The sequence below is a fragment of the Methylobacterium brachythecii genome (assembly GCF_014196345.1).
Lineage (GTDB): Bacteria > Pseudomonadota > Alphaproteobacteria > Rhizobiales > Beijerinckiaceae > Methylobacterium > Methylobacterium brachythecii.
On the sequence record NZ_JACIDN010000007.1, the window covers coordinates 184291 to 202180 of the forward strand.

The window sequence follows — 17890 nt, forward strand, 5'->3', positions numbered from 1 at the left end:
CCCGAAGGAGCGGCTTTCTCTCTGTTTGGCCTGAGCCCCGAGGGGCGCGGCGAAAGCGGTGTCGAGGCTCAGGCGGCCTGGAGTTGGCTCGCGGCCTTCTTGCCGGAGCGCTTGTCGGTCTCGAGCTCGAAGGAGATCTTCTGGCCCTCGATGAGGTTGCGCATGCCGGCGCGCTCGACGGCGGAGATGTGCACGAACACGTCCTGGCCGCCATCATCCGGCTGGATGAAGCCAAAGCCCTTGGTCTCGTTGAACCACTTTACAGTGCCGGTCGCCATGTCAGTCCTTAGGTCTTCGCAGGCTTATCGAGTGGGTTAGCACTTCGCGCGAACGCGAAGGGCCGGAGATACCGATAGGGGTGGAAACGACGGGGTCGCCCTGCGAAGGAGTCACGACCCGGAAAGTCCGGCCACAGATCGATCGGTGGGACATGGGGTGCTCGGGCGGGAAGGCAAGGCGGGTGACCGCTCCAACCCACGATCCACGTCTTGGCGCACCGAAGCAGAGCTGCGGCCTCGGAGCGTTCTCAATGCCGCGCGATGTCCGAGCCCTCTCTTCGAGGACCTCCGACGCTGTCCCTCGGGATGAGGCTCGTGAGGTGAAAGCAGCCTTCTTTGGTGCCCATTTCTCCAAGTCATAGACTGCTTACGACCCAAGCCGGCCGTTCACGCGTGGCCGCGCAGTTCCCGACAGCGGACATATCCTCTGCGGCTGCTCCGGCAGGAGTTGACCCTTCTCAGACGCCAGCATCCCACGCGGCCTGCGCAACGGTGCTTATCCAAAATCGCGCAGCCCGAATTGCAGCCAAAAAGCTTGGCCCACGCGACATCAGTTTTATCGGTTAGATGTTTTTTGCTTGGGTAGCGTCACGTCACCTTTCCACTCACCCGTAAAGTCCGTCTTGGACGTATATGTGACTGTGAAGCTTCCCTTACCTCTGATGCCTTCGAATTCGCCAGTCGAGGCTGTGTCCTTGTAGGTTCCCTTTGCCGTTACACGTCCTTGAGCATCGGTGGCGACCATACCTTTATAAGCGCTGGAGGTAGAGCCGACAGGTGTGCTGAAGGTGATGGTCCCCTGTACCGGTCCTTGGCCATTCTTGAGCGTTACTGTTTCTACCCATTGAACTTTAGCGCCGTCGAGGGGTGTTCCGGGCCCATTATTCAAGCCGGAAGCGGTCTGCTGAACCTTGACCTCATTGGGTCCGAGGACCTGTGGAGTCTGGGTATCAACACGGCCAGTATAGGATCCGCCCATCGGCATGGCGTGAGCGACAGGGGCTAAAGTAAGCGCGGCAGCAATAACCGTGGCCGTTACTGAAGTGTTCGACATTGGGCAAACCTCCTCAGAATTGTATTCAAATCAGCCAACGCTCCAGCGTCAACCATATTACCGATATATTTTGGTGATATAATTCGTCAATACTTCTGGGGCGCATCAAAAACTGAGCGGTTTTTTAACCCCAGGCCGCCAGCGCCTTCGCTAGCGGAGGCGGTTTCACGCTGATCGAGATGCAGGTCATCGGTGATCAACGTCTTTGATCCGTTGGTAGGTCGCCCCGGGCGCATTTGACCTGCTGCGTCGCTATCGTCTTGCTCCGGTAAGACCCGGCAAAACTCGCGTCGGGCGACTGGGGTCAGCCGACGCTGAACGGAGATCTGACGATCTAAAATGTGCGAGCTATTCAATTAAAGGAAATTCCGCAAATTCGCGAAAACAATCAAAACTGACGTTACGATCAAAATAAGCGCGATCATGTTCAGTCTTCACATGCACGATTGCGATCAGGAACCGAAACGGAAGCGGGATCAATCAAATAAATTGAGTAGCATGTCGCTTGGATTTGCTGCGGGACTGACCGTGGTTATCGCCCCTGACGTGCTCTTGCTCAACCACGCTCTTTTCCGCGAGATGCCGCGTCTGAACTGGCACATGCCGCAGGTCGTACGCAGCGTAGTTGCCCTTCCGTGGCGCTGACTGCACAAGGAAATGCCCACCACGGCGAGCAAGCGAACGATATTAACTTGGGAAGGTTGGCGCTTCGGGACGATGCCCGCATGCCACTGCCAATCGTCCCTCAAGCTGAACGGGACAGGTCGAGACAGCCGGCATGTTATGCGATGCCGATCCCCTACAGTCGCAACATCACCTTCGTCACGCTCGGATCGTCGCGATCCGGCTTCGCCTCGAACCCCAACCGCCGGCACACCGCCAGCATCGCCTTGTTCTCCGCCAGCACCATCCCCTCCACCAATCCGATCCCCTCGGCTCGCGCCCAATCCAGCATCAGCCGCATCAGCGCGTAGCCCAGCCCTACGCCCTTGATGTCGGAGCGCACGAGGATCGCGAACTCGCCGCTCTTGTGGTTGGCGTCGGCGTGGAGCCGCACCGCGCCGAGCATGGTCTGGTCGGCCGCGTCGATGGCGACGAAGGCGATGGCGCGGGCGTAGTCGAGCTGAGTCAGCCGGGCGAGAAAGGCGTGGCTGAAGTGCTTCATCGGCGTGAAGAAGCGCAGGCGCACGTCCTCCGGGTCGATCTCGGCGAAGAAGGCCGCGAACAGCCCCTCGTCCTCGGGGCGCACCGGGCGCACGTGGATGGCGCGGCCCTTCAGCGTCATCTCCCGCTCCCACTCCACCGGATAGGGGCGGATGGCGAGGTGGGCGTGGGGAGAGACGGGGCGTTTGCTCTCTGTGATTCCGGGGCGCGCCGGAGGCGGGAACCCGGCCCCGGAATGACGGGTCTGAGTGTCGCCAGCCTCTCGCGATAGGATTTGTTTCACGTGAAACACGTTTCGTCCTAGAGCCGTCGCCCGCGCAACGCGCACCCTTCCGTCGAGACCCAGCACCCCCGCGGCATCGGCCAGCAGCGGGTTGATGTCGAGCTCGCGCACCTCGGGCAGGTCGGCGGCGAGCTGGGAGAGCTTCACCAGGACCAGGGCGATCGCCTCGCTGTCGGCCGCCGGTACGTCGCGATAGGCGGCGAGGCGCCGGGCGACGCGGGTGCGGGCGATCTGGTCGGCGGCGAGGCGCAGGTCGAGCGGCGGCAGGCCGAGCGCGCGGTCGTCGATCACCTCCACCGCGGTGCCGCCGCGGCCGAAGACCACGACGGGGCCGAAGGTCCGGTCCTCCGCGAGGCCGACGATCAGCTCGCGGCTGGCGCCGCGCGGCACCATCGCCTGAACGGCAAAGCCGGTGATGCGAGCCTCGGGCTGCAGGGCGCGCACGCGGGCGACCATGCGGGTCGCCGCCTCGCGCACGTCGGCCTCCGAGGTCAGGCCGAGGCGCACGCCGCCCACATCCGACTTGTGCACGATGTCCGGCGAGACGAGCTTCAGCGCCACGGGCTGGCCCTGCGCGATCATCGGCCAGGCAGCCTCGGCGGCGAGCTCGCCATCCGGCGCCAGCAGGCAGGGCTGCATCGGGATGCCGTAGGCGGCGAGCAGCGCCTTGACCGAGAGCGGATCGAGCCAGCTCTGGCCGCCGGCCAGCGCCGCCTCGACGATGGCGCGGGCGGCCTCGACGTCGGGGCGGAAATCCTGCGGCAGCGAGGCCGGGGTGCGCATCAGGTCGTCCTGCGCCTCGCGGTAGCGCACCACGTGCAGGAAGCCGTCGACCGCATCCGCATCGGTCGGAAACAGCGGGATGCCGGCCTTGGCATAAACCGCCGCCGCGGCCGGGCTCTCGCCCACGGAGACGGCAAAGACCGGCTTCTTGCGATCGCCGCCCCGGCGCGCCTCGGCCACCGCGGCGGCGATGGTCTCGGCCGTCTGCCGGGCGCCGGCCCGGGCGGTGGGGACGTGGATCACCAGGAGCGCGTCGTTCTCGCGGGCGGCGAGCAGGGGCTTCAGTCCGGCGGCGTAATCCTTCGCCTCGGCATCGACGCCGAGATCGATCGGGTTCTTCGAGGCGCCGTGACGGATGCCGTCGAGCGCCGCGAGCGTCTCGGGCGCGCAATCGGCCGCCGTGCCGCCCTGCTCGGCCAGCCGGTCGGCCGCGAGCGCGCCGATGCCGCGGCCGTTGGCGACGATCATCAGCCGGCGGCCCGGAAACGGCCGCTGCCGGCGCAGGGTCTCGGCGGCGGAGAACATCTCGTCGAGCGTGTCCACCGAGAGCAGGCCGGCCCGGCGCAGGGCCGCCGCATAGACGGCATCGGGCCGGGCGAGCGCGCCGGTATGGGTCTGCGGCGTCTCCTCCTGCGGCTCGTGGCGCCCGGTGCGCAGCACCACCACCGGCTTGACCCGGGCCGCCGCCCTGGCCGCCGACAGGAACTTTCGCGCATCCTCGATGCGGTGGAGAGAGAGCAGGATCGCCCGGGTGTGGAGATCGGCCGCGAAATGATCCAGCGCATCGGCCACGTCGACATCGGCCGAGCGGCCGACCGTGAGAATCGCGGAAAATCCGACCTCGCGGCGATGCGCCCAGGCCGCGATGGCCGAGGCCACGGTGCCGGATTGCGTGACGAGCGCCAGATCCCCCGCGAGCGGCGGATGCGCCAGCAGCGTCGCGTTGAGCTTTCGCCCCGGCACGGCCAGGCCGATGCTGTCCGGCCCGAGCAGCCTCAGGCTGTGCTCCCGCGCCGCCCGCCGCGCCGCGCCGATCGGCGCCTCCTCCCCCCGCCCGAGATGCGCCGACAGCACCGCCGCCGCCGCCGCCCCGCAGGCCCCCGCCTCCGCGACGATTCCCGGCACCGTTTCCGGCGGCGTCGCGATCAGCACCAGATCCGGCGTCTCGGGCAGGCCCGCGAGATTCGGACAGCAGGGCAGGCCGTCGATGGTGTCGTAGTTCCGGTTCACCGGCCGGATCGCGCCGTCGAACCCGCCGGCACGCAGCGAGTCGATCACCGCCCGGCCGACCGACCCCTCGCGCTCGCCGGCTCCGACGATGGCGACGCTGCGCGGGGCCAACATGGTCGCGAACCCGTAAGTGCTCATAAGCTGGCTCGGATGCTCGCGCGCCATGTTCCGGGTGATCGCAAACGCGCCGCCTGGATCACCGAAACGGAATGCCGGAGCAGTACCAGCCTTTCGAGGTTTTTGAACCCCCGCGCCGGGCTTCGTGATGATGAGGAAGGTAGGTTCACAAGTATCGAACGGTAAGGCGCCCACTTCAGCGCAACTCGACAGTAGACTTTCAATCATTCTAAATATTGATTGCTCGCGCGACACCTTGCCGGACGCCTTCCGGCAGGGTCGGGATGAGCGGCATCGGCGATGACGTTCGGGGACTGGGGATGGACTACGTCCAGCAGGCTTCGGCTCTCGAAAGGTCTCCATCCACAGGCCTTTCCCAGATGCGCCTCTTCCGCCGGCTCGCATTAGGGGTCGAACAATCCCCTTCCGGCATCCTGCAGCGGCTCTCGTTCGGAGAGCGACCGGCAACCCTCGTCAACGTCGATGTCCGCCCGCTCCAAGACGGTCACGCACCTGTTCTGGACCTTCGTCGTCGGAGGTGCGGCGGCGCTCGCCTATGGGCGGCCAGCCCTGATCGCAACAGGCGCCGGGCTAGCCGTCATCCTGCTCTATCGCCTTGACCGGCCACGCAGATTCCGCGCGCTCGTACGCCGAACCACCCGCCGTCACGCCCGCATCCTGGCGCTCCGCCGCCGCCAGGAATGCTTCGTGGACGCCTATGGCAACACCGTCGAGGACGGCTGGCTGCGCGAACGCGAATACTTCGTGGAACGCACGATCGTGCCGCTCCTGGAGCAACGCGGCTTCTCCGACTATGTCGACCCGCACTGGGACCAGATGATCGCCATCGTCGAGGCGACGGCAGGCTCCGTCCGCCTGCCCGACGAGACGGAAATGCCAGACGATGGAATAGCCTACGAACGCTTCTGCGCCGGCCTCCTCACCCAGTCCGGCTGGCAGGCCCGGTCGACCCAGGCCAGCGGCGACCAGGGTGCAGACGTCATCGCCGAGGCCGCCGGCACACGCCTCGTCGTCCAGTGCAAGCGCTACGGAAAGCCCGTCGGCAACGCAGCCGTGCAGGAAGCAGCCGCTGCCGCCCGGCACTGGTCGGCCGACATGGCGGCTGTCGTCTCCAATGCCGGCTTCACGCCCGCCGCACGTAAGCTCGCCGCGACCACTGGCGTCTTGCTGCTGCACCACGACGATCTCAGCGCGTTGCGCCCGATGCGGGCCGCCAACCGGCGTCTACCCGCCTGATTTGTCTTCGGTTTCTCCCGGCAGCGGCAGCCACGAGCGCCTATCGCGCGCCAGCAGGTCTTCGGCCGCTCTCGGCCCGTCGCTGCCGGCAGTGTAGAGTTCCACCGGGGCGTCCTTCCAGGCCTTCAGCAGCGGATCGACCGCCGCCCAGCCGGCTTCGATGTTGTCGGCGCGCTGGAACAGGGTCGCGTCGCCGATCATGCAGTCGTAGATCAGGGTCTCGTAGCCGACATTCGGCGTCTCGTCGAAGAAGTCCTTGTAGCGGAAGGCGTTTTCCACCCTGCCGAGCCGCATCTGCGGACCCGGCGCCTTGACGTTGATCTCGGTGGTCTCGCCGGGCTCCGGGGCGATCCGGATGCGCATGACGTTCTGCGCAACGTCCTCCACCGCGGTGTCGCGAAACAACCGGTACGGGGCCGGCTTGAAGTGGATCGCGATCTCGGTGAGGCGGCCAGCCAAGCGCTTGCCGGTGCGCACGTAGAATGGGACGCCGGCCCAGCGCCAGTTCTCGATCTCAAGCTTCAGCGCGGCATAAGTCTCGGTGTTCGAGTTCGGGTCGACGTTCGGCTCGTCGCGATAGGCGGGCACATCCTTGCCAAGCTCGACGCCGGCCGCGTACTGGCCGCGCACCGCGTGGTCCGGCATGATCGGCTTAACCGCCTCGGCGAGCTTCGCTTTCTCCGTGCGGACGGCCTCGGCATCGAACGAGTTCGGCGGCTCCATCGCCACCATGCAGAGCAGCTGGAACATGTGGTTCGGCACCATGTCCCGAAGGGCGCCAGTCGGCTCATAGAACGAGCCGCGTTTCTCCACGCCGACCGTCTCGGCCGCGGTGATCTGAACGTGGTCCACGTATTCGCGCCGCCAGAGCGGTTCGAAGATGCCGTTGGCGAAGCGGATCGCCATCATCGACTGCACCGTCTCCTTTCCGAGGAAGTGGTCGATCCGGTAGAACTGGCTCTCGTCAGCCTGCTTCAGGATGCGTGTGTTGAGTGCCTGCGCCGAGGCGAGGTCGTGGCCGAAGGGCTTTTCGATGACGACGCGCCGGAACTGATCGTCGCTCTGCTTCAGCAGGCCGGCTTTACCGAGCCCGTCGACGATCGAGCCGAAGAATCGGGCCGCGACGGCGAGGTAGAAGACCGCGTTGCCCTTCAGGTGCTCGCCGAGCGACGTATAGGTCTCGTCCTTCTCGAAATCGCCCTGCACGAAATGCAGCCGGTCGCGGATGAAGCCCCATTGGGCCTCGTCGATGTGGTCGGTGTGGAACTCGCCGGATGCGTCCTTGGCGTAGCTCTCCATCGTCTCGGTGAGGTTCTGTCGCCAGCCCTCGTCGGTGTTCTCGTTGTGATCGACGCCGATGATCGTGAGATCGTTCGAGAGCAAGCGGCTGCCGGAAAGGTTGTAGAGCGCCGGCATCAGCAGCCGCTTGGTCAGGTCGCCGCCCGCTCCGAAGATGACGAGGGCGCAAGGCGGAGCGACGGCATCGCCCGGCGTGGCTTTCCGTGTCGGCGCGGCTTGGTCCGCCATCCTGCAATCTCCGCGATATCCGCCTCGGCACGGCGGTCGCGGATCAACCCCTCGTAGGTAGCCGCGTTCCGCGGTCGCTCACCCGCGGCGAGCAGAGCCGCATTGCAAACGACGTCGATGACGAAATCGCGCTGCAATGGGCAGAGTCGCTCCGACCGCCCGCTATTCCTCGGTGCGCAGGGCCTGCCCGTGATCGACCGGCAGGTCGAGCGCCTTGTCCTTCAACTCCTCGCCGGTCGGGATGGAGCGAGCGTCCCAGCCACCGCCGATGGCGCGGATCAGATCGACGGCCGTGGTGAAGCGGCTGAGCTTCACCTGCAGGGCGGCGACCTCGTTGTTCACCTGCAGCGCCTGCGCAGTGATCACGGTGGTGTAGTTCTGGGTGCCGGCACGGTACTCGTTCAGGGTGATTTCGACGGCCTTGCGGGCGGAGACCACGGCCTCGTCCTGCTTGACCTGCTGGCGCGCGAGGATGCGGATACCCGAAAGGTCGTTCTCGACCTCTCCGAAAGCCGTCAGGACGGTCTGGCGGTAGGTCGCGACCGCAGCGTCGTAGCCGGCGCGCGCGGATTGGACCGCCGCGCTGCGCGCCCCGCCGTCGAAGAGCGTCTCGCTGCCCGCGGCCGCCACCGACCAGGCCGCATTCGTCGCCGAGAAGATGCCGTCCCGCGTGAGGCCCGCGAATCCGCTGGAGGCCGAGAGCGTCACCGTCGGGAAGAATGCCGCGACCGCGACGCCGATCTGTTCGCTCTGGGCCTGAACCAGCCGCTCGGATTGCGCGATGTCGGGGCGGCGCTCCAGCAAGTCGGAGGGCACGCCGACCGGAACCGCGGGGGGACGTTGCGCCAGACGCCCGACCGGGATGTTCAGCTCGGAGGGCGGCCGGCCGATCAGCGTCGCGAGGGCATGCTCGTAGACCGCGCGCTGGACGTCAGTAGCGATCACCGCCGCCTCGGTCGTCTGAAGCTGGGTCTGCGCCGTGATGACGTCGGAGCGCGCGGCGACGCCGGCATTGTACTGGTTCTCGGCGATGCCGAGGCTGCGCTTGTAGCCCTCGACGTTCTCCTGGAGGACCTTTTTGAGCGTGTCCTGGTAACGGAGCTGCAGATAGGTCGTGGCGAGTTCGGCCTGAATGCCGAGTCGGACCAGGCCGATATCCGCGGCCGAGGCCTGCGCGCTGGCGACGTCGCTCTCCAACTGCCGCCGGATGCGACCGAACAGATCGGGCTCCCAGGTCGCCTGGCCCTGCAGCGAATAGGTGGTGCGCTCGGAGCCGGACGAGCGGGCGCGGGTGATCGTCGGCGCGCCGATCACGGTCGGGAACAGGGCGGAGCGAGACTGCGCGACGAGGGCGCGGGCCTGCGAGTAGTTGGCGACCGTCGCCCGGAGGTTCTGGTTGTCGACGTCGACGGAGCGCATCAGGCGGTCGAGCGTCGGATCGCGAAACACCCGCCACCAGTCGCCGCGCACGGCGCCGTCGTTGGGTTGGGCGGCTCGCCAGCCCTTCTTCTTCTGAACCCAGGCGAGGCTGTCCTCGCGCATGCCGCCTTCCTTGAATCCCAACGGAGTCTCGACGGACGGCCGCGTGTAATCGGGACCCACGAGGCAGCCGGAGGTCGTGGCGGCGACAGCGAGGGCCGCCACCATGCGGATGAGTTTCACGGACATCACTCGGCTGGCATCGGAGCCGCGCCGCTGCCGGTCCGCCTGCTGCGCCGGTTCAGCGCCCAGTGGCGGAGCCGGTCGAGGTACAGGTAGACGACGGGGGTCGTGTACAGGGTCAGGATCTGGCTCACGATGAGGCCGCCGATGATCGCGATGCCGAGAGGCCGGCGGAGTTCCGCGCCCTCGCCCATCGCCAGCACTAGGGGCGCGGCGCCGAGAAGCGCGGCCGCCGTTGTCATCATGATGGGGCGGAAGCGCAAGAGGCAGGCTTCGTAGATCGCATCGGCCGGGGAGGCGCCGCGCGTGCGCTCGGCGTCGAGGGCGAAATCGATCATCAGGATGGCGTTCTTCTTCACGATACCGATCAGCAGGAAGACCGCGATCAGCGCGATCAGCGTGAACTCGGTGCCCGTCACGAGCAGCGCCAGCACCGCACCGATTCCGGCCGAAGGCAGCGTGGAGAGAATCGTGATCGGGTGGACGTAGCTCTCGTAGAGGATGCCGAGCACGGCATAGACCGCAAGCAGCGCGCCGAGGATCAGCAGCGGCTGGCGCGAGGCCGAGTCCTGGTAATTCTTGGCCGCGCCGGAGAATTCACCGTGGATGGTGGCCGGCATGCGCAGCTCGGTCATCGCCTTGTCGATCGCCGCCGTGGCGTCCGAGAGGCTCTTGCCGGGTGCCAGGTTGAAGGAGACCGTGGTCGCCACGAACAGCCCCTGGTGGCTGACCTGGACCGGCGCCGTGCCCGTCTCGAAGCGCACGAAGGCCGAGAGCGGCACCATCGTCTCCTTGGCACTCGAGACCGGCGCGCTCGACGAGGCGCCACCTTTGCTCGCGGCGATGGCGTTGGAGGCGGCGTTGCGTGCGGAATCCGATGCGACCGAAGAGGCACTCGTGCTGCTAGAAGCGCTCGCTCCGGCTCCGGCCTGGGACGCCACGGTTGAGCCGGCGCTCCCCGCCGGAGCGCTGCCCTGTGCGCCAAAACTTCCCGGCATCGTGCTGCCGGCGGTACTCGACGTCGACGGCGAGGACGAACCGCCGGCAGCCGACGTTGTCGCCGCGCTGGACGGACCGGTCACGGTCCCAGCCACGGCGTTGGTCGTCGCCGAGCCGCGCGCGTTGCCGCCCGAGGTCGAGACGTAGATCATCTTCAGTGTCTCGGGGCTCTGGAGGTAGCGCGGCGCGATCTCCATCACGACGTGGTACTGGTTCAGAGGGTTGTAGATCGTCGAGACCTGACGCTGACCGAAGGCATCGTAGAGCGTCTGGTCGATCTTGTCGGGCGTGATGCCGTAACGGTAGGCCGTCGGCCGGTCGATCACGATCCGGCTCTCCAGGCCGCCCTCCTGCTGGTCGGAGGTCACGTCGGCGAAGAGATCGGTCTGCTTCTGCAGTTCCGTCACCAGTTTCGGCGCCCAGGTGTAGAGCTCGTCCGCCGAATCGGCCTGAAGCGCATACTGATACTGGGCGAAGCTCTGCCGCCCGCCCATCTTCAGGTCCTGCCGGGCGAACAGGAACAGCCTCGCGCCCGCGACCTGCGAAAGCTTCGGCCTCAGCCGCGCCATCACCGTCTCGATCGGCGGCCGCTCCCCGAGCGGCTTCAGACCCACGAAGACATTGGCTGAGTTGGTCCCGCGGCCGCCCGTGAAGCCGACCATGCTCTCCACCGCGGGGTCGGCCTGTACGATGGCGCTCGCGCGGGTCAGCTTTTCCTTCATGGACTGGAACGAGATGCGCTGGTCGGCCTGGATGCCGCCCATGAGCTGCCCGGTATCCTGCTCGGGGAAAAAGCCCTTCGGCACGATGACGTAGAGATAGACGTTCAGCCCGATCGTCACGAACACGCTGAGCAGCACGAGACGGCGGTGACGCAGGGCGAAGCCCAGCGAGCGCTCGTAACCCCGCAGCAGCCCGTCGAAGCCGCCCTCCAGGACCCTGACGAAGAGGTTGGGACGCTTGGCCTTTGCCGAAGGATCATGCGCCCTGAGGAAGCGCGCGCACATCATCGGCGTGGTTGTCAGCGAGACCACGAGCGAGATCAGGATCGCCAGCGAGAGCGTGACCGCGAATTCCCGGAACAGCCGGCCGACGATGCCCCCCATCATGAGGATCGGCAGGAAGACCGCGACGAGCGACAGGCTCATCGAGATCACCGTGAAGCCGACCTCGCGCGCGCCGAGCAGCGCAGCCTCCATTCGCGGTTTGCCCGCCTCGATGTGCCGTTGGATGTTCTCAAGGACGACGATGGCGTCGTCGACCACGAAGCCGGTGGCGATGATCAGCGCCATCAACGACAGGATGTTGAGCGAGAAACCGCAGAGATACATCGCGGCGAAGGTGCCGACGATCGAGATCGGCACGGCGACCGCCGGGATCAGCGTCGCGCGTCCCGAGCGCAGGAACACGAACACCACCAGGATCACGAGCCCGACCGCGATGATCAGCGTCTCCTCGGTCTCCTTCAGGGAGGCGCGGATCGTCACCGAGCGATCGCCGGAAATGTTGAGGTCGATATCGCCGGGCAGCGCCGCCTGGATCTGCGGGATCGCCTCCTTCACCCGCTTCACCGTCTCGACGACGTTCGAGTTGGGCTGCTTGTAGATGAACAGGATGACGCCCGGCTTGCCGTTGACGAGGCCGAGGTTGCGCTTGTCCTCGACGGAATCCTCGACCTTGCCGACGTCGGTCAGCCGCACGCCCGCGCCATTGCGATAGGCCACGACGATGTCGCGGTAATCGGCGGCCTGGTGGCCCTGGTCGTTGGCGTAGAGCTGGTAGCGCCGGCTGCCCGCGACGACGTCGCCCTTTGGCGAGTTGGCGTTGGCCGAGGCCAGGGCCGCGCGGATGCCCTCCAGGCCGATGCCGTAGTTGAACAGGGCCGTCGGATCGAGTTCGACCCGCACAGCAGGCAGCGACGAGCCGCCGATATCGACGTTTCCGATGCCCTCGACCTGGGACATCTTCTGCTGAACGACGGTGGCGGCGGAATCGTAGAGCTGGCCCGGCGAGAGCGTGTTCGAGGTCAGCCCGAGGATCAGGATCGGTGCGTCGGCCGGGTTGAACTTCCGGTAAGTCGGGTTCTGGCGGAGTGCCGTCGGTAGGTCCGCGCGGGCCGCGTTGATCGCGGCCTGCACGTCGCGGGCGGCGCCGTCGATGTCGCGGTTCAGGCCGAACAACAGGACGATGCGGACGCTGCCGGTGGAACTCGTCGACGTCATCTCGTTGACGTCGGCGATGATGCCGAGACGGCGCTCCAGCGGCGCAGCCACCGTCGTCGCCATGGTCTCGGGCGAGGCGCCGGCCATCTGCGCCTGGACGAGGATGACCGGGAAATCGACCTGCGGCAGCGGCGCTACCGGCAACTTCAGGAAGGCGAAGATGCCCGCCAGCAGAACGCCGACTGTCAGTAGCGTCGTGGCGATCGGGCGCCGGATGAACGGCTCCGAGATGTTCACGGAAGCGCCTCGCCCGCGCGGAAGCCGCCTTCCCGGCGACCCGTCAGCCGGCGCTCGAGCCGGTCGAAGGCGAGGTAAATCACAGGGGTCGTGAACAGCGTCAGCACCTGGCTGACGATGAGGCCGCCGGCGATGACGATGCCGAGCGGCTGGCGCAGCTCGGAGCCGACGCCGGTGCCGAGGATCAGCGGTACCGCTGCGAACAGGGCGGCGAAGGTCGTCATCAGAATCGGACGGAAGCGCAGCAGGCAGGCTTCGTAGATCGCATCACGCGGGCTCATGCCCTCCTCGCGCTCGGCCTGGAGCGCGAAGTCGATCATCATGATCGCGTTCTTCTTCACGATACCGATCAGCAGCACGATGCCGATGATCGCAATGATGTCGAGCGAGAGCCCGAACAGCATCAGCCCGAGGAGGGCGCCGATGCCGGCGGAAGGCAGCGTCGAGAGGATCGTGATCGGGTGGATGAAGCTCTCGTAGAGTACGCCGAGCACGATGTAGACGGTGACGATCGCGGCCAGGATCAGGAACAGCTCGTTCGAGAGCGCCGACTGGAAGGCGAAGACCGAGCCCTGAGGCACCACGTTGAAGCTGGCAGGGAGCCCGATCTGCTTGCGCGTCGCTTCGATGGCGTCGACCGCCTGGCCGAGGGCTGCGCCCGGAGCGAGGTTGAACGACACCGTGGTTGCCGGGAATTGGCCGAGATGGCCGACGAGCAGCGGCGCGCGGCGTTCCTCGATTCTGGCGATGGCCGAGAGCGGCACCTGGCCCGAAGCCGCGGTGGCGGACGGCAGGTAGAGCTTCTTCAGCGAATCCAGCGTCGTGTGCAGCGCCGGATCGGCTTCGAGGATCACTCGGTACTGGTTCGACTGCGAGAAGATCGTCGAGATGATGCGCTGGCCGAAGGCGTCGTAGAGTGCGTTGTCCACCGAGGCCGGCGTGATGCCGTAGCGGCCTGCGGTGGGCCGGTCGATCGTGACGAAGGCCGCGAGTCCGTTGCCCTGATAGTCGCTGGTGACGTCGGCGAGCAGCGGCGAGGCTTGCAGAGCCTCGACGAAGCGCGGCACCCAGGTCTCGAACTCGGACAGGTTCGGGTTCTCCATGATGACCTGGTACTGCGTCGCCGAGACCGCCGTATCGATGGTCAGATCCTGGACCGGCTGCATGTACAGTCGCACGCCCGGCACCTGGCGCGTTGACAGGTTGAGACGCCGGATGATGTCGCTGGCACTCGCTGAGCGCTCGGCCTGAGGCTTCAGGTTGATGAGCATGCGGCCGGAATTCAGCGTGACGTTCTGGCCGTCGACCCCGATGAACGAGGACAGGTTGGCCACGTCCGGGTCCTTCAACACCACGTCGGCGAGCTGCTGCTGGCGCTCTGCCATCGCCGCGTAGGACACGCTCTGGTCGGCCTGGGAGATGCCCTGGATGACGCCGGTATCCTGGACGGGGAAGAAGCCCTTCGGGATCACCACGAACAGGTAGGCGGTCAGTGCGACCGTCCCGAGGGTGACGATGAGCGTGAGTCCCTGGTTGGCGAGCACGACGCGCAGAGCCCGGCCATAGCCGGCGATCGTCCCCTCCGTCATGCGGCGGCCGAAGCGGCCGATGGCGCCCTCGCGCCGCTCGCCATGCACCTCCGGCTTGAGGAGGCGCGCGCACATCATCGGTACCAGCGTCAGCGAGACGACGGCCGAGATGACGATGGTGGCCGCGAGCGTAATCGCGAATTCATGGAACAGCCGGCCGACCACGTCGCCCATGAACAGCAGCGGGATCAGCACCGCGATGAGCGACACGGTCAGCGACACGATGGTGAAGCCGATCTCGCGGCTGCCCTTCATCGCGGCTTCGAGGGGCGAGAGCCCCTCTTCGACGTGGCGGGCGATGTTCTCGATCACCACGATGGCGTCGTCGACGACAAAGCCGGTGGCGATGGTCAGAGCCATCAGAGAGAGGTTGTCGAGGGAGAAGCCCCACAGGTTCATCGCCGCGAGCGCCCCGACGAGGGAGAGCGGCACCGACAGGCTCGGGATGATCGTCGCAGACACGCTGCGCAGGAACAGGAAGATCACCATCACGACGAGCGCGATGGCGAGCAGCAGCTCGAACTGAACGTCCTCGACGGAGGCCCGGATGGTCACCGTGCGGTCGGTCAGCAGTGCGACGCCCACGGCGGCCGGCATGCTGGCCTGCAGCTGAGGCAGCAACTGCTTGATCTTGTCGACCGTCTCGATGACGTTCGCGCCGGGCTGGCGCTGGATGTTGAGGATGACCGCGGGCGTCCGGTCCATCCAGGCTCCGAGCCGGGTATTCTCGGCGCCGTCGACAACCTCGGCCACGTCCGACAGATGCACCGGCGAGCCGTTCTTGTAGGCGATGATCGCGCTGGAATAGACGGCCGGGTCGCGGACCTGATCGTTGGCGTTGATCGTGTAGGACTGGGTCGGCCCGTCGATGGTGCCCTTCGGCGTGTTGACGTTGAGGTTTCCGATCGTCGTCCTCAGGTCGTCGATGTTCAGGCCGTAGGCGGCAAGCGCCAGGGAGTTGAACCGTACCCGCACCGCTGGCCGCTGGCCGCCGCCCATGCTGACGAGGCCGACGCCCGCAACCTGTGAGATCTTCTGCGCGAGCCGCGTTTCGGCGAGGTCGCGCACCTGCGTCAGAGGCATGGTCGCGGAGGTCAGCGCCAGCGTCAGGATCGGCGCGTCGGCCGGGTTGACCTTGGCGTAGACCGGCGGCGCCGGCAGGTCGGAGGGCAGCAGGTTGCCGGCCGCGTTGATCGCCGCCTGGACCGACTGCTCGGCGATGTCGAGGGAGATGTCGAGGCTGAACTGCAGGGTGATGACCGATGCGCCGGCGGAACTCTGCGACGACATCTGGCTGAGATTGGCCATCTGGCCGAATTGCCGCTCCAGCGGCGCGGTGACGGCCGAGGTCATCACCTCAGGGCTCGCTCCCGGATAGAAGGTTTGCACCTGGATCGTCGGGTAATCGACGGCGGGCAGCGCCGAGACCGGCAGGTTCACGTAGGAAACCATGCCGACGATCAGGATCGCCAGCATCAGCAGCGTCGTGGCAACCGGACGCAGGATGAAGATGCGCGACGGGTTCATGGCGTGTGCCTAAGGCGCCGCGACGCGCATCTCCTCTCCCCGCACATGGGGAGAGGAGAGCGCGAGACCGTCGCGCTCCTCATCACTGAGCCTTCTGTCTGCCGCGCCGGCGCGGATGCTCGCCGCCTTGCGTCTGCGCGGCGTCGCTCTGGCCGTCCGGGGCCTTGCCGCCATCCGTCTTCCCGGCGCTGCCCGTCTCGCCCTGCTGGGAGGCGGCCGCGCCCGGAGCAGCGTTGTCGCCCGGCGCACCGGCCGCTTTCTTCTGACCGCCGGCCGTGATCCGCACGGGAGCGCCCTCGCGCAGGCGGTCGGTGCCGTCCGTGACGATTCGATCTCCCGGCTGGAGGCCTGCCGAAACGACGGTTCGGACGCCGTCCGTTTCGCCAACCGTGATCGGGCGTACGGTGACCTTGTCGTCTCCCTGCATCAGGTAGACGTAGGCGCCGGGCGTGCCGCGCAGGATCGCCGCGGTCGGCACCACGGTGGCGTTCTTGATCGTGTCGACGGTCAGCTTCGCGTTGACGAACTGGTTCGGAAACAGTGTTTCCTCTTCGTTCTGGAACAGCGCGCGCAGCTTCACCGTGCCGGTGGTGACGTCGATCTGGTTGTCGATGGTGTCCAGAGAGCCGGTGGCGATCTCGTGCTGGTCGCCGCGGTCATAGGCGCGCACGGTGAGCTTAGCGCCCTCGCGGATGCGCTTCATCACCCGCGCGACGTCGTCCTCCGGCAGCGTGAACAGCACAGAGATCGGATGCAGCTGCGTCACCACGACGATGTTGGTGGAGCCGGCCGAAATGTAGTTGCCCTGGTCCACCTGCCTCAGGCCCACCCGGCCCTCCACCGGCGAGGTGATGCGGGCATAGGCGATGTTCAGCTTTTGCTGATCGACCATGGCCTGATCGGCCGCGACCGTGCCCTCGTTCTGCTTCACCAGGGCGGCCTGGGTATCGACGTTCTGCTTCGAGATCGAATCCTGGCGGTTCAGGGTCTGGTAGCGCACGAGGTCGAGCTTGGCGTTCTGCAGCAGCGCCTGATCCCGCGCGAGCTGGCCCTGGTTTTGCGCGAGCAGGGCCTCGTAGGGACGCTGGTCGACCTGGGCGAGGTAGTCGCCCTTCTTGACCGTCTGGCCCTCGCGGAAGCCGATTTCCATGAGATAGCCGCTGATCTGCGACTTCACCGTCACTGTAGCGAGCGGCGTCACGGTGCCGAGGCCCTGCAGGATGATCGGCATGTCGCCCGTCGTTGCCGTTGCGATGCCGACGGCCTGGGCGATATCGCCTCCGCCGTGCCTTCCACCCCCGCGGCCGTGCTTCGTCGCCGCGGCGCCCTCGGGCTGTTGCTTGGCCTCGTACATCCGATGCGCGAAGGCCCCGGCCAAGCCCAGCAGCAGGATGAGCAGCATCCAACGCCCGGTACGGCTGCGCCGGCGGGTCTTCGGAGCAGGAGCCTGCTCGGGATATTCCCGGGCGGTCTCCCTGCGGATCGGCGAACTCTCGTTCATCCTCGACTCAATCAGATCGTCGCGTCGAAACCCGTCTTCGCGCCGATTTCCAACTCACCGTGAACCGGACTGTGCCGTCATCCAACGGACGAAGGCAAACCGATCACAACTTGAATGCGGACGCGTTCGGATCCTCAGAGGATCAGCAAACAAACCCAGGCCTCGAGACGGGAAGCGTGCATCGCAGAAGCACGCGAAACTTCTCTCGGCAATGCGTCGTCAGTACGGCGTGCAGGTTTCCCGGATGTTGCTGCGCGCGGAGGGCTTTCCGGCTGCCAACGCCGCAGCGCACGCAGTGCGTATCGACACGCGCGGCGAGTACGGGCGAAGTATCATGCAATGAAGGAGCAGGGGCGGAATGTGCTGATCGTGTCAGTCGCGACCGCCGAAAACGCAAAGAGGCCGCCGTACAAGACGGCAGCCTCTTCGCTACAACCGAGCCGGCGACCACTTGCAGGGA

At 66.5% G+C, this 17890-nt stretch carries 10 protein-coding genes; 2 read left to right on the forward strand and 8 right to left on the reverse strand.

Features of this window, described 5'->3' with window-relative positions; translation table 11 throughout:
- Positions 1 to 68: 68 nt before the first annotated feature.
- Positions 69 to 278, reverse strand: coding sequence for a cold-shock protein (locus GGR33_RS19040; protein WP_183508124.1), 210 nt, complete (start codon positions 276 to 278; stop codon positions 69 to 71).
- Between the two features lie 556 nt (positions 279 to 834).
- Positions 835 to 1332 (reverse strand): hypothetical protein, encoded by a 498-nt coding sequence (locus GGR33_RS19045; RefSeq protein WP_183508126.1) that lies wholly within the window; start codon positions 1330 to 1332, stop codon positions 835 to 837.
- A gap of 423 nt (positions 1333 to 1755) precedes the next feature.
- Between GGR33_RS19045 and GGR33_RS19050 the strand changes: the two genes are divergently transcribed.
- Complete coding sequence (locus GGR33_RS19050; protein ID WP_183508128.1) at positions 1756 to 1977, forward strand: hypothetical protein; 222 nt, start codon at positions 1756 to 1758, stop codon at positions 1975 to 1977.
- Between the two features lie 154 nt (positions 1978 to 2131).
- Here the strand turns inward: GGR33_RS19050 and GGR33_RS19055 are convergent, their stop codons facing one another.
- A complete protein-coding gene (locus GGR33_RS19055; RefSeq protein WP_183508130.1) occupies positions 2132 to 4930 on the reverse strand; it encodes a bifunctional acetate--CoA ligase family protein/GNAT family N-acetyltransferase in 2799 nt (932 codons plus the stop codon).
- Positions 4931 to 5392: 462 nt separating this feature from the next.
- On the opposite strand from GGR33_RS19055, the gene GGR33_RS19060 reads away from it, so the two are divergent.
- A complete protein-coding gene (locus tag GGR33_RS19060; protein ID WP_183508132.1) occupies positions 5393 to 6166 on the forward strand; it encodes a restriction endonuclease in 774 nt (257 codons plus the stop codon).
- Here the strand turns inward: GGR33_RS19060 and zwf are convergent.
- From zwf to GGR33_RS19085, 5 genes are all read right to left on the reverse strand, one after another.
- On the reverse strand, positions 6155 to 7693 hold the full coding sequence (gene zwf / locus GGR33_RS19065; RefSeq protein WP_183508134.1) for a glucose-6-phosphate dehydrogenase: 1539 nt from the start codon (positions 7691 to 7693) through the stop codon (positions 6155 to 6157). The genes GGR33_RS19060 and zwf overlap by 12 nt on opposite strands.
- 162 nt (positions 7694 to 7855) lie before the next feature.
- Positions 7856 to 9361, reverse strand: coding sequence for an efflux transporter outer membrane subunit (locus GGR33_RS19070; protein WP_183508136.1), 1506 nt, complete (start codon positions 9359 to 9361; stop codon positions 7856 to 7858).
- Positions 9361 to 12813 (reverse strand): efflux RND transporter permease subunit, encoded by a 3453-nt coding sequence (locus tag GGR33_RS19075; RefSeq protein ID WP_183508138.1) that lies wholly within the window; start codon positions 12811 to 12813, stop codon positions 9361 to 9363. Before GGR33_RS19075 ends, GGR33_RS19070 begins: the two co-directional genes overlap by 1 nt.
- Complete coding sequence (locus tag GGR33_RS19080; protein WP_183508140.1) at positions 12810 to 15929, reverse strand: MdtB/MuxB family multidrug efflux RND transporter permease subunit; 3120 nt, start codon at positions 15927 to 15929, stop codon at positions 12810 to 12812. The genes GGR33_RS19075 and GGR33_RS19080 overlap by 4 nt, the downstream gene beginning before the upstream one ends.
- An 82-nt stretch (positions 15930 to 16011) precedes the next feature.
- Positions 16012 to 17430 (reverse strand): MdtA/MuxA family multidrug efflux RND transporter periplasmic adaptor subunit, encoded by a 1419-nt coding sequence (locus GGR33_RS19085; protein WP_183508141.1) that lies wholly within the window; start codon positions 17428 to 17430, stop codon positions 16012 to 16014.
- Positions 17431 to 17890 lie beyond the last annotated feature (460 nt).